The sequence below is a fragment of the Agromyces allii genome, assembly GCF_009749385.1.
Lineage (GTDB): Bacteria > Actinomycetota > Actinomycetes > Actinomycetales > Microbacteriaceae > Agromyces > Agromyces allii.
The window spans coordinates 280,896-300,885 of record NZ_WBIN01000002.1; the positions used below are offsets into that span (position 1 = coordinate 280,896).

The following is a 19,990-nucleotide window of genomic DNA, read 5'->3' on the forward strand; positions in this document are numbered from 1 at the left end:
CGCCCCGTGAACGATAGACTGGGCGGCTGTGCCACGTCGGCACGATCCCACCCCACACCTGCCGGAGGCTCCCTGTGCTCGCCGTTCACGATCTCGAGATCCGCGTCGGCGCACGCGTCCTGATGGAGCACGTGAACTTCCGCGTCTCCGACGGCGACAAGATCGGCCTCGTCGGCCGCAACGGCGCCGGCAAGACGACGCTCACGAAGACGCTCGCCGGCGAGACGCTGCCGACCGACGGCCGCATCGACCGCTCCGGCGAGATCGGCTACCTTCCGCAGGACCCCCGCTCGGGCGACCCCGAGATGCTCGCCCGCACGCGCATCCTCGACGCGCGCGGGCTCGGTTCGATCGTGCTCGACATGCACCAGGCATCGATCGACATGGGCAGCGACGACCCCGTCATCGCCGAGAAGGCGATGAAGAAGTACGGCAACCTCACCGACCGCTTCAACGCGCTCGGCGGGTACGCAGCCGAGGCCGAGGCCGCGTCGATCGCCTCGAACCTGAACCTGCCCGATCGCATCCTCGACCAGCCGCTGAAGACCCTCTCCGGCGGGCAGCGCCGTCGCATCGAGCTTGCGCGCATCCTGTTCTCCGACGCTGGCACGATGATCCTCGACGAGCCCACGAACCACCTCGACGCCGACTCGGTCGTCTGGCTCCGAGAGTTCCTGAAGGGCTACAAGGGCGGCGTCATCGTCATCTCGCACGACGTCGTGCTCGTCGACGAGGTCGTCAACCGCGTGTTCTACCTCGACGCGAACCGTTCGGTCATCGACATCTACAACATGGGCTGGAAGCACTACCAGCGCCAGCGGGCCGCCGACGAGGAGCGCCGCAAGAAGGAGCGCGCCAACGCCGAGAAGAAGGCCGGCGTGCTGCAGATGCAGGCCGCCCGCTTCGGCGCGAAGGCCTCGAAGGCCGCGGCCGCGCACCAGATGGTCGCGCGCGCCGAGAAGCTGCTCGCGGGCCTCGACGAGGTGCGCGCCGTCGACCGGGTGGCCAAGCTCCGGTTCCCGACGCCCGCGCCCTGCGGCCGCACGCCCATCACCGCGAGCGACCTGTCGAAGAGCTACGGCTCGCTCGAGATCTTCACGGCCGTCGACCTCGCGATCGACCGCGGCTCGAAGGTCGTCATCATCGGGTTCAACGGTGCGGGCAAGACCACCCTGCTCCGCATCCTCGCGGGCGTCGACCAGCCCGACACGGGCACGGTCGAGGCCGGGCACGGCCTGCGAGTGGGCTATTACGCCCAGGAGCACGAGACCATCGACGTCAAGCGCAGCGTGCTCGAGAACATGGTGAGCTCGTCGCCGAACCTCACCGAGACCGAGGCGCGCAAGGTGCTCGGCTCGTTCCTCTTCACGGGCGACGACGTGCACAAGGCCGCCGGCGTGCTCTCGGGCGGCGAGAAGACGCGACTCGCCCTCGCGATGATCGTCGTCTCAGGCGCGAACGTCCTGCTCCTCGACGAGCCCACGAACAACCTCGACCCCGCCAGCCGCGCCGAGATCCTCGACGCGCTCGCGCACTACGAGGGCTCGGTCGTGCTCGTCTCGCACGACCCCGGCGCGGTCGAGGCGCTGAACCCCGAGCGCGTGCTCATCATGCCCGACGGCACCGAAGACCACTGGAGCGCCGACTACCAGGAGCTCATCGAGCTGGCTTAGCGCCGATCCAGCACGCCGTCCTCGAGATCGGCGTCGGAGTCGCGCCGCTGCGTGCGGTTCACCTGCCGCTGCACGGGGCGTCGACGGTCGGGCAGCACTCCGGATGCCTCGGCGATCGCCTTGCGTTCCCGGTTCGCCGCCCAGGCGAGGCCGATGAACCCCATGATCGCGAACACGAACCACTGCAACGCGTACGACAGGTGGGGGCCCTCGTCGCGGAGGGGTCGGGTCGCGGCGATCGGCGGCTCCGCGGCATCCGCCCCGGACTGGATCAACAGGCCGTATGCACCCGTGAAGGTCGGTTCGTCGAGCCTCCCGGCGAGTTCGTCGAGGTCGATCGTGGCGAACTCGTCGCCGGCGGAGGTGCGGCCGTTGATCTGACCTTCACCCGCCTTCAGGCGGGCCTCGACGTCGACGGGTCCGGCCGGGGGAGCGGCGTACTCGCTCGGCCGGCCGTCGGAGCCCTGCGCGACCCATCCGCGATCGACGACGAACACCGTTCCGTCGTCGAGCAGCATGGGCGTCAGCACCTCGAAGCCGGCGCCGCCCTGGCCGGGTCGGTTGCGCACGACGACCTCCTCGTCGAGGAGGTATTCGCCGGAAAGCGCGACGACCTGCCAGCGCTGGTCGACGTCGAAGCCGTCGAGCTCGGGCAGTGCGTCGGAGACGGGGATCGCCTGCGCGTCGTAGTTCGCGTCGATGCGGGCGATCTCGGCGCGGGCCTCCGCCCGGCGGGCGAACTGCCACATGCCGAGCGCGCAGCACACGAGCGCGAACACCACGACGATGGCGAGGTAGCCCGCCCAGCGTCGGGATCTCAGGAACGACCAGTCGTTCGCGAACGGGCGCCCGCTCACGAGTCGACCTCGGCCGCGTCGTCGAGGGATCCGGCGAACTCGGCGACACGCACCGGGAAGGAGCGGGCCTCGAGGAACCCGCGCAGGTACTCGACATGCTCCTCGCACGCGAGCCAGGTCTTCCAGCGGTCGCCGGTGTGGATGCGGGGGTTCTGCCAGTCGATGCGCCACGCGGCGGCCTCCTGGCAGCCGGCGCGCGAGCAGACCGCGCCGTCGGGCGCCAGGCCGCCGATCACGCGGCGTTCCGATCGTCGTCGTCGCGCGGCATCCGCTCGGATTCGCCGTTGCTCGCGTCGCCCGTCGTCGGGGGCGCACCCGCGCCCGTTGCCGACGCCTGACCCGCGACGGGCACGACGGTGCCGGGCCGCTCGACCGCACCCCCGAGACCGGAGCCGCCGACGTTCGCGATGACGACCGCGATGTACGGGAGCACGATCGCGCCCACGGCGCAGACCGCGAGCCACCACCCCTGCACGAAGAGCATCGCGAGGATGCAGAGCAGCCTGATCGCCATGGCGATCGAGTACTTGATCATGCGCGAACGCCGCTCCGCCTCGGGGGAGGGCGGCAGACTCGTGATCGATTGCTGCTTCATCAACGTCGTCGCAGTTCGGTGCGGCGCTCCTCTGCCTCAAGCCTACGTCTCCTGCGCCGCGGCGGCGTTCCCCGAGAGCCGTTCGGCACCGGCTCCGACCGAGCGGATGCCGCGGGCCGGCGCCGTGCGAACCCGGCGCGGCATGCCGGCCTCACTATGCTGAGACAGGCTCGTGTCGAGCCGAAGATCCCTCGTGAATGGAGTCACCGCATGACCACGCCCCGCACCGTCCTCGTCACCGGCGGAAACCGCGGCATCGGCTTCGCCATCGCCCGCGAGTTCGTCGCCCAGGGGCACCGCGTCGCCGTCACCGCCCGTTCGGGCGAGGGCCCCGAGGGAACGCTGACCGTGCGCGCCGACGTGACCGACGCCGCATCCGTCGACCGCGCCTTCGGCGAGATCGAGGCCGCGCTCGGCCCGGTCGAGGTGGTCGTCGCGAATGCCGGCATCACGCGCGACATGCTGCTGCTGCGCATGAGCGAAGAGGACTTCACGAGCGTCATCGACACGAACCTGACAGGCTCGTTCCGCGTGGTCAAGCGCGCATCGAAGGGCATGCTCAAGGCGCGCTTCGGTCGGGTCGTGTTCATCTCGAGCGTGGTCGGCCTCTACGGGTCGCCCGGCCAGATCAACTACTCCGCCTCGAAGGCGGCACTCGTCGGAATGGCCCGCTCGCTCACCCGAGAGCTGGGCGCCCGCAACATCACGGCGAACGTCGTCGCACCCGGCTTCATCGAGACCGACATGACCGACGAGCTGCCCGAGGCCCAGCAGGCCGAGTACAAGAAGAACATCCCGCTCGGCCGCTTCGCCTCGCCCGACGAGGTGGCGCGCGTCGTCGCGTGGCTCGCGGGCGACGACGCCGGCTACATCTCGGGTGCCGTCATCCCCGTCGACGGCGGTCTCGGCATGGGGCACTGACCGCAGCCCTGCTGCAACGGCGAAGGCCGCGGCGCACCGACCCGGTGCCCGCGGCCTTCGCCGTCTCACGAGTTCGCGATCTCAGCCGCGCAGGCCGAGCAGTGCGAGCGCCTGCGAGAGGTCGGGTGTCGTGATCGCGACATGCGCCTGGGCGCGCACGACGGGCTTCGCGCAGAACGCCACCCCGAGCCCGGCCTTCGCCAGCATGCGGAGGTCGTTCGCCCCGTCGCCGATGGCGACCGTGTACTTCAGGGGCACGGATGCCGCGGCCGCCCACTCCTCGAGCGCGACGGCCTTGGCCTCGGCGTCGACAATCGGGCCGTCGACCCGCCCGGTGAGCCGGCCGTTCTCGAGCTCGAGGCGGTTCGCGCGGCAGAAGTCGAGCCCGAGTCGCTCGGCGAGCGGATCGAGCAGCTCGTGGAACCCCCCGGAGACGACACCCACGACGCCGCCGGCGGCGTGCACGCCGTCGATGAGCTCCTGGACGCCGGGCGTCGGCGTCATGCGGGTGCGGGCGTACGCCAGGTCGTCTTCGCCGAGCCCCGCGAGCGTCGCGACGCGTTCGCGCAGGCTGGCGGCGAAGTCGAGCTCGCCGCGCATGGCTCGCTCGGTCACCTCGGCGACGAGCGGAAGGCTGCCGGCGGCCTCGGCGAGGAGCTCGATGGCCTCCTCGCGGATGAGCGTGGAGTCGGCGTCGAGCACGACGAGCGGGCCGCCGAAGCGGCCGGGTGCTGCTGCGTTCACGCGCCGGCCGCCCGGACCCGCGAGCCCTTGCCGACGACCGTGATGCCACTGTCGGTCACGATGAACCCGCGTGCGAGGTCTTCGGCGCGGTCGACCCCGATGCGGGCACCCGCCTCGACGACGACCTCCTTGTCGAGGATCGCGCGCTGCACGGTCGCACCGGCGTCGATGCGTGCGCGGTCGAACAGGATCGAGTCGGCGACATGCGCGCCCGAGCCCACGACCGCCCACGGGCCGAGCACGCTGCGCTCGACATGGGCGCCCGAGATCACGGAGCCGAGCGACACGATCGAGTCGATGACGGTGCCGAGCGTGCCGCGCGCGTCGCGCGTGAACTTCGCGGGCGGGGAGTTCAGCTGCTGGCTGAAGATCGGCCACTCGCGGTTGTAGAGGTTGAAGACGGGCATCACCGAGATGAGGTCCTGGTGCGCCTCGAAGAACGAGTCGATCGTTCCCACGTCGCGCCAGTAGTAGCGGTCGCGGTCGGTCGAACCGGGCACGTCGTTGCGGTTGAGGTCGTAGACGCCGGCCGCGCCCTGCGCCACGAACGCCGGGATGATGTCGCCGCCCATGTCGTGGCTCGAGTCGGTCAGCTCGCCGTCGCGGAGCACTGCGTCGATGAGCGCGTCGGCGTTGAACACGTAGTTGCCCATCGAGGCGAGCACCTCGCCGGGGGAGTCGGGCAGCCCCACGGGGTCGGACGGCTTCTCGAGGAACCGGTGGATGTGCTCGGGGTTGTTCGGGTCGACCTCGATGACGCCGAACTGGTCGGCGAGCGAGATGGGCTGGCGGATCGCGGCCACGGTCGCCGCCGCGCCCGACGCGATGTGCGCGTCGATCATCTGGCTGAAGTCCATGCGGTACACGTGGTCGGCGCCGACGACGACGATGATGTCGGGCTGCTCGTCGTAGATGAGGTTGAGGCTCTGCAGGATCGCGTCGGCGGACCCCGAGAACCACCGCTTGCCGAGCCGCTGCTGCGCGGGCACCGAGGCGACGTAGGAGTTCAGGAGCCCGCTCATGCGCCAGGTCTGCGAGACGTGGCGGTCGAGGCTGTGCGACTTGTACTGCGTGAGCACGACGATCTGGCGCAGACCCGAGTTCAGCAGGTTCGACAGGGCGAAGTCGATGAGTCGGTACTGGCCGCCGAACGGCACCGCGGGCTTCGCCCGGTCTTCGGTGAGGGGCATGAGTCGCTTGCCCTCTCCGCCAGCGAGAACGATGCCGAATACCTTGCGCGTGACCATGCCCCAACTGTAGTCAGGAGCGGGCGTCTTGCGGCGTCCGGAGTCCACACATGTCGGATGCCGCTGCGCTAGCGTGTGCTGCATGCGCGTCGACCTCCTCACCCGTGAATACCCGCCCGAGATCTACGGAGGAGCCGGCGTGCACGTCGCCGAGCTCGTGCGGGCGCTCCGGCGCGACATCGAGGTGGTCGTGCGCGCGTTCGGCGCGCCGCGCGACGAGGCCGACACCCACGGCTACGCGACGCCAGAGGCCTTCGACGGCCGCAACGCGGCGGTCGGCACCATGGGCGTCGACCTGCTCATGGCTGCGGATGCCGCGGGCGCCGACCTCGTGCACTCGCACACCTGGTACGCGAACTTCGCGGGCTTCACCGCGAAGCGCCTGCACGGCATCCCGCACGTCGTCACGGCCCACAGCCTCGAACCGCTCCGCCCCTGGAAGGCCGAGCAGCTCGGCGGCGGCTACCGCCTCTCCTCGTGGGTCGAGCGCACGGCCTTCGAAGACGCCGACGCCGTGATCGCGGTGAGCGAGGGCATGCGCCGCGACATCCTGCGCGCCTATCCCGCGATCGACCCCGCGAAGGTCGAGGTCGTCTACAACGGCATCGACCTCGAGGACTGGAAGCCGAACCCCGACCCCGAGCTGGCCCGCGCCCTGGGCGTCGACCCCGATCGCCCGTCGATCATCTTCGTCGGCCGCATCACACGCCAGAAGGGCCTGCCCTACCTGCTGCGCGCAGCCCGCCTGCTGCCGCCTGAGGTGCAGCTCGTGCTCTGCGCTGGCGCTCCGGACACGCCCGAGATCATGGCCGAGGTCACGGGTCTCGTCGACGAGCTCCGGACCGAGCGCGACGGCGTCATCTGGATCGACCGGCACCTGCCCCGAGCCGAGCTCACCGCACTGCTCACGGCCGCGACGGCCTTCGTGTGCCCGTCGATCTACGAACCGCTCGGCATCGTGAACCTCGAGGCCATGGCCTGCGGCGCGCCCGTCGTCGGAACGGCAACCGGCGGCATCCCCGAGGTCGTCGACGACGGCGTGACGGGAGTGCTCGTGCCGATCGACCAGTCGGACGACGGCACCGGCACCCCGACCGATCCCGAGCAGTACGTCGCCGACCTCGCCGAGGCGCTCGTGCGCGTCGTCTCGGATCCCGCTCGCGCCGCCGAGATGGGTGCCGCAGGCCGGGTCCGCGCCGAGCAGCACTTCGCCTGGGACGCGATCGCGGTGCGCACGCGCGAGGTCTACGACCGCGTGCTCGCTCGGTGAACGCCGTCCGACCGCGTGTCGGCGACCCCGCGAGACCTCCCGTGAGCCCCGGCGGCGCTTCGAGGGTCCATGCGCCAGATAGCATGGTGGACATGGCGAGTACGGTGCTGCAGTTCCGGGATGTTTCGGTGGTTCGCGACGGGAATTCGATCCTCGATTCCGTGACGTGGAGCGTCGAATCCGACGAACGCTGGGTCGTTCTCGGACCGAACGGCGCCGGCAAGACCACGTTGTTGCAGATCGCGGCCGCGGCGATGCACCCGACGAGCGGCGAGGCCGCCGTGCTCGAGGAGAAGCTCGGCAAGGCCGACGTCTTCGAGCTCCGCCCGATGATCGGCTTCGCCTCCACGGCCATGGCCCGCAAGATCCCTCGCAACGAGACGGTCATCGACACCGTGCTCACCGCCGCGTACTCGGTCACGGGTCGCTGGAACGAGGAGTACGAGGAGATCGACGTGCGTCGCGCTCAGCGCGTGCTCTCCGAGTGGGGCCTCGAGGGCTTCGCTGACCGCCGGTTCGGCAGCCTCTCCGACGGCGAGCAGAAGCGCGTGCAGATCGCCCGGTCGGTCATGACCGACCCCGAGCTGCTGCTGCTCGACGAGCCGGCCGCGAGCCTCGACCTCGGCGCGCGCGAAGAGCTCGTCGCGCTGCTCGGCGGCTACGCGTCGTCGTCGGCATCACCGGCGATCGTCATGGTCACGCACCACGTCGAGGAGATCCCCAACGGGTTCACGCACGCCCTGCTGCTCGCCAAGGGCGGCGTCGTGGCTGCAGGCCCCCTCGCCGAGGCGCTCACGAGCGAGACGCTCACGAACGCGTTCGGCATCACGATCGAGCTCAGCGAGGCGAACGGCCGCTACACGGCGCGCGCGAGCTGAGCCTGACCTGAATCCGCTCGCGGTTCTGCTAGAATCGTTAGCTGGCCCCCTTGGGCCGACATGCTTTCCCGCCGTGCTGCACACGTCGCCGGCGGGATTCACGAGAAAAATCCGATCAGCAAGGAAGTCACCATGAAGACCGACATCCACCCCGAGTACGCTGCCGTCGTCTTCCGCGACCTCGCCTCGGGCGCAACGTTCCTCACCCGTTCGACGGTGTCGAGCGACAAGACCATCGAGCTCGACGGCGAGACCTACCCGGTCATCGACGTCGAGATCTCCTCGGAGTCGCACCCGTTCTACACGGGCAAGCAGCGCATCATGGACTCGGCCGGCCGCGTCGAGAAGTTCAACCAGCGCTTCAAGAGCTTCGGCAAGTAAGTTCCGTCAGGAACCCGCCGAACGAAGGGGCGGTCGACTTCGGTCGACCGCCCCTTCGTCGTTCGCCGGAGCGATCCGGGTCAGCGGCCCTCCAGGCGCCCGACCCCGGTCAGCGAACCGGCCAGGCACCCGACGTCGTGAACTCGGGCTCGCCGTTCTTGCGGCGCCACTCCTGGTAGCTCGCGGCCTGCTCGCGGCTCCAGTCGATCTGGCGCGAATGCAGGTCGCCGAGCGCGATCGCCGCGAGCTCGGGGTAGGTGCGCGCGATCGCCTGGGCCACTCGGCCCGCCGCGACGGCGTCGGCGCCCGCGTCGTGGGCGTCGTCGAGACGGACCCCGTAGTGCTCGCAGGTCGCCGTCAGCGTTCGCTTGCCGCGACGGTACTTGTCGACGGCCTTGTCGATGACGAGGGGGTCGACGACCGCGTCGGGCCCGGGCAGGCCGACGAGTGCGTACCGCTCGGCCTCGCGAGCGAGCACCGTCAGGTCGTAGGCCGCGTTGTACGCGACGATCGGCAGCCGGCGCGCCGCGGCATCCGCCAGGGCGGCGATGATCTCGGCGACCGCCGTGGGAGCCGCAGCACCCTCGAGACGCGCGCGCTCGGTCGAGACGCCGTGGATCAGCGAGGCGGCCGTGGGGATCTCGACACCGGGGTCGACGATCCACTGGCGACGCTCGAGCTCCTCGCCGTCGCGCCCGATCACGCCGACGTGCGCCGTGACGATGCGGCAGGTGTCGACGTCGATCCCCGTGGTCTCGAGGTCGAAGACGGCGAGGGTGTCGGCCCAGTGTGCGGCGTTCGCGGAATCCATGGTGGAAGGCTACGGGCGGGCACCGACATCGGCGGGGGGGTGCGTCGCGTGTCCCTCGGATCGGGCGTCGCGCCGCCGTGGGCCGAGCTCCCGTCGACTCGTTCCGCGCCTGTGGACACCGACCGACGCCCAGCCGCGGCGCCGTAGACTGACGAGGTTATGATCGCCTCCCCGTACGCCGAGCAGCTCGCGCGCATCCCAGTCAGCGAGCACCGCCTCGACGTCGACGGCACCGAGACCTCCTGGTGGGAGTACGGCCCCGCCGACGCCCCCGTGCTCGTGCTCGTGCACGGGTTCCGCGGCGACCACCACGGGCTCGAGCCCGTCGTCGCGCAGCTGCCCGGGTTCCGCATCATCTCGCCCGACCTCCCGGGGTTCGGCGCCTCCGACACGTTCGCCAGCGACCCCCACGACCTCGACGCCTACACGGCCTGGCTCGACGCGTTCATCTCCGGGGTCGGCATCCAGGGCCCCTACACGCTGCTCGGTCACTCGTTCGGCTCGATCGTGACGTCCGCCGCGGTGGCCCGCGGCCTGGCCGTCCCGCCGGAGCGCCTCATCCTCGTCAACCCCATCGGGGCGCCGGCCCTCGAGGGCCCGCGCGGCGTCATGACGCGACTCGCCGTGCTCTACTACCGGGCGGCTGCCGCGCTGCCCGAGCGACCGGGCTTCGCGCTGCTGCGCAACGGCGCGGTCGTACGGGTCATGAGCGTCACCATGGCCAAGACCAAGTCCAAGCCGCTGCGCCGCTGGATCCACGATCAGCACGACACCTACTTCTCGGCCTTCGGCACCCGCGACTCGGTGCTCGAGGGGTTCACGACCTCCGTGAGCCACGACGTCAGCGAGGTCGCCGCCGACATCCGCGTTCCGACGCTGCTCGTCGCCGCCGAGCGCGACGACGTCACGCCGCTCTCGGCCCAGCAGCGGCTCGCGACGCTCTTCCCCGATGCACGGCTCGAGGTGATCCCCGAGGTCGGCCACCTCATCCACTACGAGACCCCGCAGGCGGCAGCGGCGATGATCCTCGATTTCCTCGGGTCAGACCACCTCGACTCCGAGGCGCGCGCGTGAAGGTCGTCGTCGACTGCCGCTACACCCGCATCGGGCGTCACGACGGCATCAGCCGCTTCACCGCGGGCATCGTCACGGAGCTCGCGAAGCGGCATCCGCTCACCATGCTCGTGAACGACCACCGCCAGCTCGAGATGCTGCCCGATCTGCCCTGGCAGCTCGTGAGCGGGCCGACGAGCATCCGCGAACCCCTCGTCGCGCTGCAGGTGCGACGGTTGAAGCCCGACATCGTCTTCTCGCCGATGCAGACCATGGGGTCGTGGGGCCGCACCTACAAGCTGCTGCTCACGCTGCACGACCTCATCTACTACGAGAACCCCACGCCGCCGCGCGACCTGCCCTGGCCCGTGCGCCTGCTCTGGCGCCTCTACCACCTCGCCTGGTGGCCGCAGCGCCTGCTGCTGAACCGCGCCGATGCCGTCGTGACCGTCTCCGAGACGACGGCCGGCCTCATCCGCGAGCACGCGCTCACCGACCGGCCGGTCACGGTCGTGCCGAACGCGGCCGACGACCTCGCGGTGCCCGACCTGCCGCGCGTGCGGCCAACGGGCCACCGACTCGTCTACATGGGCTCGTACATGCCGTACAAGAACGTCGACACGCTCGTGCGGGCGGTCGGCGCCCTGCCCGAGCACGAGCTGCACCTGCTCAGCAGGATCGGCCGCGACGAGCGCGCGCGGCTCACGCGCCTCGCCCCGCAGGCCCGCCTCGTGTTCCACAACGGCGTGACCGACGCCGAGTACGCCGAGCTGCTGGGCGGCGCGAGCGCGCTCGTGCATGCGTCGCGTGCGGAGGGGTTCGGCATCCCGTTGGTCGAGGCCATGCGCCTCGGCACGCCCGTCGTCGTCAGCGACATCCCGATCTTCCGCGAGATCGGCGGCGACGCGGCCATGTACTTCGACCCCGATTCGCCCGAGTCCCTCGTCGCGGCGCTCTGGGCGCTCGAACGCGGCGACGAGTGGGAGCGGCGCTCCGCGGCATCCGTCGACGTCGCGGCGAAGTACACGTGGGCCGCGTCGGCCGAACGGCTGCTCGAGCTCATGCGACACACGGCGGGCCCCGGCGGCCGACGGCGCCGCTCGCGACGACGACGCTGACCGCGGACTCCGCACCACGCCCCGTCGGCGTCAGCCCGCGGTGCCCGTGGCGGCGCCCGGCAGCACGAGGGTCAACTCGGCGCCGTCGACGATCACGTCGTGCACCGAGCCGTTGCCGATCACGTAGTCGGGCGTCGGGAAGGTCCAGTCGCTGAGGTCGAGCATGAGCGCGTGGATCACGCCGCCGTGCGTCACCACGATGACGTCCCCGCCCGGATGCGCGGCCGCGATCTCGAGGAGCGCGGCCCTGGCCCTGGCGATCACCGCCGATCTCGGCTCGAGGCCGTCGATCGTCGCCGCCTGAGCCTCGACGGCCGCGCGCCCGCCGTGGTCGAGTCCCTCGAGCACCCCGTAACTGCGCTCCGCGAGCGACGCGACCGGCACCGGCTCGGCCAGGCCCAGCTCGGCGGCGATGATCTGCGCCGTCTCCGCTGCTCGCGAGAGGGTGCTCGCGTAGATCCCGCTCCACGGGACGTCGTGGAGTCGGGATGCCGCGTCGACCGCCTGCGCGCGCCCCGCGTCGTTCAGGGGGATGTCGGTGGCGCCCTGGATGCGGCGCGCCGCGTTCCAGTCGGTCTCGCCATGACGGACGAGGGCGAGTCTGGTCGGCGAGGTGCGGGGGAGGGCGGCAAGCGTCATCCCCACACTCTGGCAGACCGAGCGGGTCGCCGACCGCGCGTCACGGACCGGGGCGACCGCGGCGAGCGTCAGGCGATGAGCGCCTCGGCGAAGGCGGCGAGCGTCTCGCTCGTGCCTGCGTCGACCTTCACGGCCGCCCGGCTGTCGCCCTTCGTGATGCCGCGATTCACGACCACGATGGGCATGCGCCGCCGGCGCGCGAGCTCGATGAGCCGCATGCCCGAGTTCACGACGAGCGACGAACCGGCGACGAGCAGCACGTCGGATCCGCGCACGATCGAGGCCGCCGCGTCGAAGACCTCGACCGGCACGAACTCGCCGAAGAAGACCACGTCGGGCTTGAGGATGCCGCCGCACACCGTGCACTCGGGGATCACGAGCGACGCCGCGTCTTCGACGTCGACGTCGCCGTCGGGGTTCGCGCGGATCGCGCCCTCGAGCTCGAGGCCGGGGTTGAGCGACGCGAGGCGGTCGGCGATCGCCTCGCGGGCGAACTGCTGCCCGCAGGTGAGGCACAGGACGCGGTCCATGCCGCCGTGGAGCTCGACGACGCGACGACTGCCCGCCTTGCGGTGCAGCCCGTCGACGTTCTGGGTGACGAGGCCGTTCACGATGCCGGCGGCCTCGAGCTCGGCGAGGGCTCGATGCCCCGTGTTCGGACGCGCGGTGCCGAAGGCGCGCCAGCCGAGATGACTGCCGGCCCAGTAGCGCTTGCGGGCGGCCTCGGAGGCGAGGAACGCCTGGAAGGTCATGGGCGTGCGCACAGGTGCCCCCTCGCCGCGGTAGTCGGGGATGCCCGAGTCGGTGCTGAGGCCCGCGCCGGTGAGCACCGCGAGGCGCGACCCGCGGAGCACGTCGATGGCTCGGTCGAGCGTCGCGTCGCCGCGAACGGGGATTTCGAGGTCGGATGTCACCGGTTCTCCCTTCGAATCGTCTGATTCTATTCGCGTCGGTTTTCGGGTTTGTTTCGGGGACTGGCAGGCTGGAAGAACCATGCACATCGAACGAGTCCGCGATGCGGCATCCGACAGCGTCGCAGACTATGCGAATCTGACGGATGTCTCGCTGCGCAGCGCGCACGAGCCCGCGAACGGCCTGTACATCGCCGAGTCCGCGAAGGTCATCCTGCGCGCGATCCGCGCCGGCCACCGACCGCGCTCGGTGCTCATGGAGGAGAAGTGGCTCGCGGGTCTCGAAGCCGCGCTCGAGCCCTTCGACGTGCCCGTGCATCTCGCCGACGCCGACCAGCTCGAGGCGATCACCGGCTATCGCGTGCACCGCGGCGCCCTCGCCGCGTTCGAGCGCCCCGAGCTGCCCGATCCGGCCGAACTGCTCGCGACGGCGCGTCGCGTCGTGGTGCTCGAGGACATCGTCGACCACACGAACGTCGGCGCGATCTTCCGGTCGGTCGCCGCGCTCGGCGCCGACGCCGTGCTCGTGACCCCGCGGTGCGCCGACCCGCTCTACCGCCGCAGTGTGCGCGTGAGCATGGGCACGGTCTTCCAGGTGCCGTGGACCCGACTGCCCGACTGGGGCGACGCGGTCGGCCTGCTGCACGACGCCGGCTTCACGATCGCCGCGCTGGCGCTCTCCGACCGCTCGATCTCGCTGCAGCAGCTCGCCGCCGATGCGCCCGAGCGGCTCGCGCTCGTGTTCGGCGCCGAGGGCGACGGGCTCAGCCGCACCGTCCTCGAGGCGGCCGACGAGGTCGTGCGCATCCCGATGGCGCACGGCGTCGACTCGCTGAACGTCGCTGCCGCGGCCGCGGTCGTGCTCTACGCGCTCCCCGCGGGCCCTGCACTCGCGGCCGACGCGGCATCCGCCCTGCCCGACCGAGGAGGCGAGGCGTGACGGAGGCACCCGCGAAGCCGCGACCGGATGCGAAGGTCTACCGCCGGCGGCGCATCGCCGTATTCACGACCCTCGCCGTGCTGCTCGGCCTGCTGACCACGGCGGGCGTCTACACCTCGAACGCCCTCGGCGCACCGATCCCGACCGCGACCCCGCAGGTCGAGGACCCGGCTCCTGTCGTGGCCGCGGCCCAAGCGCTCGTGTTGCCCGGCTTCGGCGCCTACGCGGTCGGTGCGGTCGGCTTCGACGGCCTGCTCGCTGCGGGCAACGACCAGACGCCGATGGCGCTCGCGAGCATCACGAAGGTCATCACGGCGCTCACGGTGCTCTCGGAGCATCCGATCCCGGCCGGCGAGAACGGGCCCGACATCGCCTACACCGATGCCGACGTCGACATCTACTGGGACATGGTCGCCCAGAACGGCTCGGTCGCCCCGGTCGAGGCCGGCGCGACCCTCTCGCTGAAGGAGAGCCTCGAGGCGCTGCTCATCCCGTCTGGCAACAACTACGGCATCTCGATCTCGAACTGGGCGTTCGGCTCCGAGGCCGCGCTGGCCGAGAAGGCCAACGCCTGGCTCGCGGAGCACGGGCTCGCGAACACGCATGTCGTCGACTCCAGCGGCATCTCCGACGACAACGTGGGCACCGCCGCCGACATGGTGAAGCTCGGCGAGATCGCGCTCGAAGACCCGACGATCGCCGCGATCGTCGCGTCGAAGAGCGTCGAGATCCCCGAGCTCGGCACGCTCACGAACTCGAACAAGCTGCTCGGCACCCACGGCATCGACGGCATGAAAACCGGCACCACGGATGACGCGGCCAACCTGCTGTTCACGGCCGACTACGCGGTCGGCTCGTCGACCGTGACCGTCGTCGGCGTGCTGCTCGGCGGCGAGACCCACGACATCATCGATGCGGCCATCGCCGCCATGCTGGACTCGGTCGTTCCGGGGTTCCACGAGGTCGCGCCGCTCGAGGCCAACCAGGTGCTCGCCGAGTACGACACGCCGTGGGGCGAGACCGCGAGGGCCCGCGCCGCATCGGGAGCGTCGCTCGTGGTGTGGAACGACACGCCCGTCGACGTCGAGGTGAACGCCGATCCCATCACGCTCGCCGTGCGAGGCGACGAGGTCGGCACCGCGATCGTGCGCGCCGGAAGCCAGGAGATCATGGTGCCGCTCGTGCTCGACGCGACGCTCAGCGACCCCGGTGCGTGGTGGCGGCTCACCAACCCCGGCGCGCTCGACGAGCAGACGGCTCAGTCCGGCACGGAGTAGGGCCCGGCATCCGGCCGCTTCGCCGTGATGAAGTCGCCGGACGACTGGTGGCGCACGCGGCGCAGCACCCACGGCACGAGGTACTCGCGCGCCCACGACAGGTCTTCGACCCTGGCCTGGCGCCACGTCGAACCCGGAACCGGCTCGGGGTTCGACGGCTCGAGCGAGTTCTCGACGTTGAGCGCCTCGAGCACCATTCGCGCGACGGTGTGGTGCCCGAGCGAGTTCAGGTGCAGGCGGTCGGGCGCCCACATGCGCTGGTCCTGGATCTCGGTGAGGGCCCACTGGTCGGCGACGATGCAGTCGTACTTCTTGGCGACGATGCGGAGGTTCTCGTTGTAGATCGCGACCTTGCCGCGGAGGCTGCGGAACACCGGCGAGAACCCGACGTCGACGCCCGTGAAGATCACGATGGTGGCGTGGTCGCGCGAGAGCCGGTCGACCGCGTACTCGAATCGCGCGGCGATCTCGTCGGGGTCGGTGCCGGGGCGGATCACGTCGTTGCCGCCCGCCGAGATGGTGATCAGGTCGGGTCGCAGCGCGAGCGCGGGCTCGAGCTGCTCGTCGATGATCTGGCGGATGAGCTTGCCGCGCACGGCGAGGTTCGCGTAGGCGAAGTCCTCGGTGCCCTGACTCAGCTCCTCGGCGACGCGGTCGGCCCAGCCGCGGTTGCCGCCGGGAACGCCGGGCTCGGGGTCGCCGATGCCCTCGGTGAACGAGTCGCCGATCGCGACGTACCTTGACCAGGGGTGCTGCTGCGTGACCATGCCCCTATTCTGCCAACCTCGCCCCGTGCGTCGAATTCGGGGATGTCGGCGGCCTCGACTACCCTCGAATCCAGTGAGCACAGCGACCCCTTCCGGAGCCCAATCGGGCACCTCGGCCGCCGAACACCTCTCCCCGTCGTTCCCCGAGCGCGCGGCCTGGGGCACGGCGAGCAAGCTTCGGGCCTGGCAGGCCGAGGCCCTCGAACAGTACCTCGCCGAACTTCCGCGCGACTTCCTCGCCGCCGCGACGCCGGGCGCCGGCAAGACCACGTTCGCGCTGCGTCTCGCGGCCGAGCTCCGTTCCCGGCGCATCATCGACCGCATCACGGTCGTGGCCCCCACCGACCACCTCAAGCGCCAGTGGGCGGATGCCGCGGCCCGCGCCGGCATCCGGCTCGACCCCGGGTTCCGCAACGCCCACGGCAGCATCGCCCGCCACTTCCACGGCGTGGCCGTGACCTATGCGCAGGTCGCCATGCGTCCGGCGCTGCATCGCGAACTCACGGTCTCCGGCCGGACCCTCGTGATCCTCGACGAGGTGCACCATGGCGGCGATGCGCTCTCGTGGGGCGACGCGATCCGCGAGGCGTTCGAACCCGCGACCAAGCGCCTCTCGCTCACCGGTACCCCGTTCCGCTCCGACACCGCGCCGATCCCGTTCGTGCAGTACGAGCAAGACGCCCACGGCGTGCGCCTCTCGCAGACCGACTACGCCTACGGCTACGGGCGCGCTCTCGCCGACGGCGTCGTGCGCCCGGTGCTCTTCATGGTCTACGCCGGCCACATGCGCTGGCGCACCAAGGCCGGCGACGAGATGGAGGCCAGGCTCGGCGAAGACAACACGAAGGACATCACCTCCTCGGCCTGGCGCACGGCGCTCGAACCGACCGGCGAGTGGATCCCCGCCGTGCTCGCGGCCGCCGACCGGCGCCTCACCGAGGTGCGCCACGGCATCCCCGACGCCGGCGGGCTCGTCATCGCGACCGACCAGACCGTCGCCCGCGCCTACGCGAAGACGCTCGAGGAGATCTGCGGCGAGCCCGTCACGGTCGTGCTCTCCGACGAGAAGGAGGCGAGCGCGCGCATCGAGGAGTTCTCGGGCAACACGCGTCGGTGGATGGTCGCCGTGCGCATGGTGTCCGAGGGCGTCGACGTGCCCCGGCTCGCGGTCGGCGTGTACGCCACGAGCAGTTCGACGCCGTTGTTCTTCGCGCAGGCCATCGGCCGCTTCGTGCGCGCCCGCAGGCGTGGCGAGACGGCATCCGTGTTCCTGCCGAACGTGCCGATCCTGATGGCGCTCGCCTCGCAGATGGAGCTCGAGCGCGACCACGCGCTCGACCGCCGCGGCGGCGACGACGCCGACGACGACGGGCTCGACGACAGCCTCCTCGAGTCGGCGAACCGCGAGGAGCGCGCATCGGAGGAGCTCGAACTCGGCACCTGGCAGGCCATCGAGTCCGATGCCTCGTTCGACCGCGTCATGTACGACGGCACCGAGTTCGGCACGCTCGCCGAGCCCGGCAGCGACGAGGAGTTCGACTTCATCGGCATTCCGGGGCTGCTCGAACCCGAGCAGGTGTCCGAACTGCTGCGCCACCGTCAGGCACGGCAGTCCCGGCGCGCCGGCGAACGGCGCAAGCACGTCACCGAGGAGGAGAACCCCGAACCGGTCGCCCTCTACCGCACGCTGAAGGAGCAGCGCGCGCTGCTCAACAGCCTCGTCGGGCTCTGGGCGCGTCACACGGGCGAGGCGCATTCGCTCGTGCACGCCGAGCTCCGGCGCGTGTGCGGCGGCCCGGCGGTCGCCCAGGCCACGGTCACGCAGCTCCAGTCCCGCATCGAACTGCTGCGCAAGCGCCTCGGGCGCAGCTGAGCGGCGCCCGCGCGGGGGAGGCGCGGGCGACCCGCGGTCTGCCAGCATGGCCCACATGGACCGCACCACGCGCGTGCTCACCGTCGCGATCATCGTCTCGTTCATCGCGTTCCTCGACGGCGCCGTCATCAACGTCGCACTCCCGTCGATCGAGGAAGAGCTGGGCGGCGGCCTCGCACTGCAGCAGTGGGCGGTCGACGCCTACCTGCTGACGCTGGGGTCGCTGATCCTGCTCGCGGGTTCGCTCTCCGATTCGTTCGGGCGCCTGCGGATCATCCGCATCGGGCTCTGGGGCTTCGCCGCGACCTCGGTGCTCTGCGCGATCGCCCCGACGGGGGAGTTCCTCGTCGTCTCGCGCGCGCTCCAGGGGGCCGCCGGCGCACTGCTCGTGCCGAGCTCGCTCGCGCTCATCATCGCCACGTTCTCCCCGGCCGATCAGGGTCGCGCGATCGGGCGCTGGACCGCGTGGACGACCTCGGCGTTCTTCGTGGGGCCGCTGCTCGGCGGCATCCTCGTCGACCTCGCGACGTGGCGCCTCGTCTTCTGGATCAACGTGCTGCCGATCGCCGTCGCGCTCGTGATGATGCGTCCCCTCGGCCGCGACGAGCCGCGCACCGAACCGGCCCGCATCGACTGGCTCGGGGCCGCCCTCGGCGTCGTGGGGCTCGCCGGCACGGTGTTCGCGCTCATCGAGCAGGGCCGGTTCGGCTGGACCTCGCCCGTCGTGGCCGTGCCCCTCGTCGTCGGACTCGTCGCGCTCGTGCTGTTCGTGCTGCAGGAGCGGCGCTCGCGGCATCCGATGCTCCCGTTGGGCCTCTTCGCCCGACGCAACTTCGCGGCCGGCAACCTCGCCACCGTGTTCATCTACGCGTCGTTCTCGCTCGGACCGTTCGCGATGACCATCTTCCTGCAGGAGTTCGGCGGGTTCAGCGCCACGATGGCCGGCATCGCGACCCTGCCGCCGACGATCATGATCGTGCTCCTCGGCTCGCGCTTCGGCGCGCTCGCCGGGCGGCTCGGCCCGCGCCTGTTCATGACGGCCGGCCCGATCATCGTGGGCGGCGGGTACCTGCTCACCCTCGCGGTGCAGGACGCGTTCGTCTACTGGTGGCAGTTCCTTCCCGGCATCCTCGTGATCGGCCTGGGCATGGCGATGACCGTCGCGCCGCTGACCTCGGCGATCCTCGGCGCGGTCGACCCCGTGCACGCCGGGATCGGCTCGGCCGTGAACAACGCGGTCGCGCGCATCGCCGGGCTCGTCGCGATCGCGAGCATCAGCGTCATCGCCGGATCCCAACTGGATGTGGCGGGGTACCGGCGTACCGCACTCGCGGTCGCCGTCATGCTCGTGGTCGGCGGGCTCGTGTCGTGGTTCGGCATCCGGAACCCGAAGGTGGAGCCCATCGGCGACGCCGCACCGTCGCCCGCGTCGTAACGGCCGGCCTGCCGTCCGGCCGTCATCTGGCCGGGCCGATGTGCGGCGCCTCGTATGATTCGGGGATGGGCCGCACGCGAAGGGTCCGGCAACCCGACCCGACGGAGGCACCACCCATGGCCGAGAAGCCCGAACTCGACCGCGTCGACCGCGCGCTGCTCCAGGCGCTCTCCACGAACGCCCGCGCCTCGGGCGCGGCCCTCGCCGCCGAGGTGGGCGTGGCCGAGTCGACCGTGTCGCTGCGCCTGCGCCGGTTGCAGAGCCTCGGCACCGTGCGCGGCTATCGCGTCGAGGTCGACCTCGCCTCGCTCGGCGTCTCGCTGCAGGCGCTCATCGCGATCCGGCTCGTCAAGCACGACCGCGCCGAGATCGACGCGTTCCGGCAGCAGGTGCCGCACCTGCCGGGCGTGCTGTCGGTGTACCACATGGCCGGCGCCGAGGACTACCTGCTGCACGTCGCCGCGCGCGACGCCGAGGAACTGCGCGAGTTCGTGCTCGCGCACCTCACCGGGCACCCTGCCGTCGCGCACACCGAGACGAACCTCATCTTCGAGCACGTCGACGGCGACGGCTGGAACAAGCTCGTCGGCTGACGTCGAG

Annotated in this window: 21 protein-coding genes; 12 read left to right on the plus strand and 9 right to left on the minus strand. The window is 71.1% G+C overall.

Annotation, left to right across the window (positions count from 1 at the left end):
* The first annotated feature begins 74 nt into the window (after positions 1-74).
* Positions 75-1,673, plus strand: a complete 1,599-nt coding sequence (locus GQR16_RS03825; RefSeq protein ID WP_157413835.1) for an ABC-F family ATP-binding cassette domain-containing protein — start codon at positions 75-77, stop codon at positions 1,671-1,673.
* Here GQR16_RS03825 and GQR16_RS03830 read toward each other — a convergent pair.
* Genes GQR16_RS03830 through GQR16_RS03840 form a run of 3 tightly spaced genes read right to left on the minus strand, consistent with a single transcriptional unit; the run spans position 1,670 to position 3,125 of the window.
* Entirely contained in the window at positions 1,670-2,530 is an 861-nt protein-coding gene (locus GQR16_RS03830) for an SURF1 family cytochrome oxidase biogenesis protein (protein WP_246200464.1), read from the minus strand. The genes GQR16_RS03825 and GQR16_RS03830 overlap by 4 nt on opposite strands.
* On the minus strand, positions 2,527-2,766 hold the full coding sequence (locus GQR16_RS03835) for a hypothetical protein (RefSeq protein WP_157413836.1): 240 nt from the start codon (positions 2,764-2,766) through the stop codon (positions 2,527-2,529). Before GQR16_RS03835 ends, GQR16_RS03830 begins: the two co-directional genes overlap by 4 nt.
* Positions 2,763-3,125, minus strand: a complete 363-nt coding sequence (locus tag GQR16_RS03840; protein ID WP_157413837.1) for a DUF3099 domain-containing protein — start codon at positions 3,123-3,125, stop codon at positions 2,763-2,765. The genes GQR16_RS03835 and GQR16_RS03840 overlap by 4 nt, the downstream gene beginning before the upstream one ends.
* Before the next feature lie 210 nt (positions 3,126-3,335).
* On the opposite strand from GQR16_RS03840, the gene GQR16_RS03845 reads away from it, so the two are divergent.
* Positions 3,336-4,046 carry a beta-ketoacyl-ACP reductase gene (locus tag GQR16_RS03845; RefSeq protein ID WP_157413838.1) on the plus strand — a complete coding sequence of 237 codons (711 nt, stop codon included), beginning with the start codon at positions 3,336-3,338 and terminating at the stop codon, positions 4,044-4,046.
* A gap of 81 nt (positions 4,047-4,127) precedes the next feature.
* Here the strand turns inward: GQR16_RS03845 and serB are convergent, their stop codons facing one another.
* Entirely contained in the window at positions 4,128-4,790 is a 663-nt protein-coding gene (gene serB, locus GQR16_RS03850; RefSeq protein ID WP_246200466.1) for a phosphoserine phosphatase SerB, read from the minus strand.
* Positions 4,787-6,037, minus strand: a complete 1,251-nt coding sequence (locus GQR16_RS03855; RefSeq protein ID WP_067876350.1) for a glucose-1-phosphate adenylyltransferase — start codon at positions 6,035-6,037, stop codon at positions 4,787-4,789. Before GQR16_RS03855 ends, serB begins: the two co-directional genes overlap by 4 nt.
* 82 nt (positions 6,038-6,119) lie before the next feature.
* On the opposite strand from GQR16_RS03855, the gene glgA reads away from it, so the two are divergent.
* The 3 genes from glgA to GQR16_RS03870 all read left to right on the plus strand — a co-directional run bounded on the left by glgA (position 6,120) and on the right by GQR16_RS03870 (position 8,566).
* Positions 6,120-7,307 carry a glycogen synthase gene (gene glgA, locus GQR16_RS03860; RefSeq protein ID WP_157413839.1) on the plus strand — a complete coding sequence of 396 codons (1,188 nt, stop codon included), beginning with the start codon at positions 6,120-6,122 and terminating at the stop codon, positions 7,305-7,307.
* 92 nt (positions 7,308-7,399) lie between these two features.
* Positions 7,400-8,185, plus strand: coding sequence for an ABC transporter ATP-binding protein (locus GQR16_RS03865; protein ID WP_157413840.1), 786 nt, complete (start codon positions 7,400-7,402; stop codon positions 8,183-8,185).
* Between the two features lie 132 nt (positions 8,186-8,317).
* A complete protein-coding gene (locus tag GQR16_RS03870) occupies positions 8,318-8,566 on the plus strand; it encodes a type B 50S ribosomal protein L31 (protein ID WP_156997890.1) in 249 nt (82 codons plus the stop codon).
* A gap of 109 nt (positions 8,567-8,675) precedes the next feature.
* On the opposite strand, the gene GQR16_RS03875 is transcribed toward GQR16_RS03870, so the two are convergent.
* Positions 8,676-9,377, minus strand: a complete 702-nt coding sequence (locus tag GQR16_RS03875; RefSeq protein ID WP_157413841.1) for an exonuclease domain-containing protein — start codon at positions 9,375-9,377, stop codon at positions 8,676-8,678.
* A gap of 159 nt (positions 9,378-9,536) precedes the next feature.
* Between GQR16_RS03875 and GQR16_RS03880 the strand changes: the two genes are divergently transcribed.
* Together GQR16_RS03880 and GQR16_RS03885 are read left to right on the plus strand one after the other, a co-directional pair.
* Complete coding sequence (locus tag GQR16_RS03880) at positions 9,537-10,451, plus strand: alpha/beta fold hydrolase (RefSeq protein WP_157413842.1); 915 nt, start codon at positions 9,537-9,539, stop codon at positions 10,449-10,451.
* Entirely contained in the window at positions 10,448-11,548 is a 1,101-nt protein-coding gene (locus GQR16_RS03885; RefSeq protein WP_157413843.1) for a glycosyltransferase family 4 protein, read from the plus strand. Before GQR16_RS03880 ends, GQR16_RS03885 begins: the two co-directional genes overlap by 4 nt.
* 30 nt (positions 11,549-11,578) lie before the next feature.
* Here GQR16_RS03885 and GQR16_RS03890 read toward each other — a convergent pair whose 3' ends face one another.
* Together GQR16_RS03890 and GQR16_RS03895 are read right to left on the minus strand one after the other, a co-directional pair.
* Entirely contained in the window at positions 11,579-12,187 is a 609-nt protein-coding gene (locus tag GQR16_RS03890; RefSeq protein WP_157413844.1) for a histidine phosphatase family protein, read from the minus strand.
* Between the two features lie 68 nt (positions 12,188-12,255).
* Positions 12,256-13,101, minus strand: a complete 846-nt coding sequence (locus GQR16_RS03895) for an NAD-dependent protein deacetylase (RefSeq protein WP_246200468.1) — start codon at positions 13,099-13,101, stop codon at positions 12,256-12,258.
* Between the two features lie 79 nt (positions 13,102-13,180).
* On the opposite strand from GQR16_RS03895, the gene GQR16_RS03900 reads away from it, so the two are divergent.
* The gene (locus tag GQR16_RS03900) at positions 13,181-14,038 is read left to right on the plus strand and encodes a TrmH family RNA methyltransferase (protein ID WP_157413846.1); all 858 of its coding nucleotides are present in this window, start codon (positions 13,181-13,183) and stop codon (positions 14,036-14,038) included.
* Positions 14,035-15,315, plus strand: a complete 1,281-nt coding sequence (locus GQR16_RS03905) for a D-alanyl-D-alanine carboxypeptidase family protein (protein ID WP_157413847.1) — start codon at positions 14,035-14,037, stop codon at positions 15,313-15,315. Before GQR16_RS03900 ends, GQR16_RS03905 begins: the two co-directional genes overlap by 4 nt.
* Here GQR16_RS03905 and GQR16_RS03910 read toward each other — a convergent pair.
* A complete protein-coding gene (locus GQR16_RS03910; RefSeq protein WP_157413848.1) occupies positions 15,297-16,082 on the minus strand; it encodes an SGNH/GDSL hydrolase family protein in 786 nt (261 codons plus the stop codon). The genes GQR16_RS03905 and GQR16_RS03910 overlap by 19 nt on opposite strands.
* Positions 16,083-16,155: 73 nt before the next feature.
* Here GQR16_RS03910 and GQR16_RS03915 point away from each other — a divergent pair, with 73 nt between their 5' ends.
* The 3 genes from GQR16_RS03915 to GQR16_RS03925 all read left to right on the plus strand — a co-directional run bounded on the left by GQR16_RS03915 (position 16,156) and on the right by GQR16_RS03925 (position 19,983).
* Positions 16,156-17,955, plus strand: coding sequence for a DEAD/DEAH box helicase (locus GQR16_RS03915; protein WP_246200469.1), 1,800 nt, complete (start codon positions 16,156-16,158; stop codon positions 17,953-17,955).
* A gap of 55 nt (positions 17,956-18,010) precedes the next feature.
* Positions 18,011-19,390 (plus strand): MFS transporter, encoded by a 1,380-nt coding sequence (locus tag GQR16_RS03920; protein WP_343032894.1) that lies wholly within the window; start codon positions 18,011-18,013, stop codon positions 19,388-19,390.
* Between the two features lie 116 nt (positions 19,391-19,506).
* Positions 19,507-19,983 (plus strand): Lrp/AsnC family transcriptional regulator, encoded by a 477-nt coding sequence (locus GQR16_RS03925; RefSeq protein ID WP_055857799.1) that lies wholly within the window; start codon positions 19,507-19,509, stop codon positions 19,981-19,983.
* Positions 19,984-19,990: the final 7 nt, after the last annotated feature.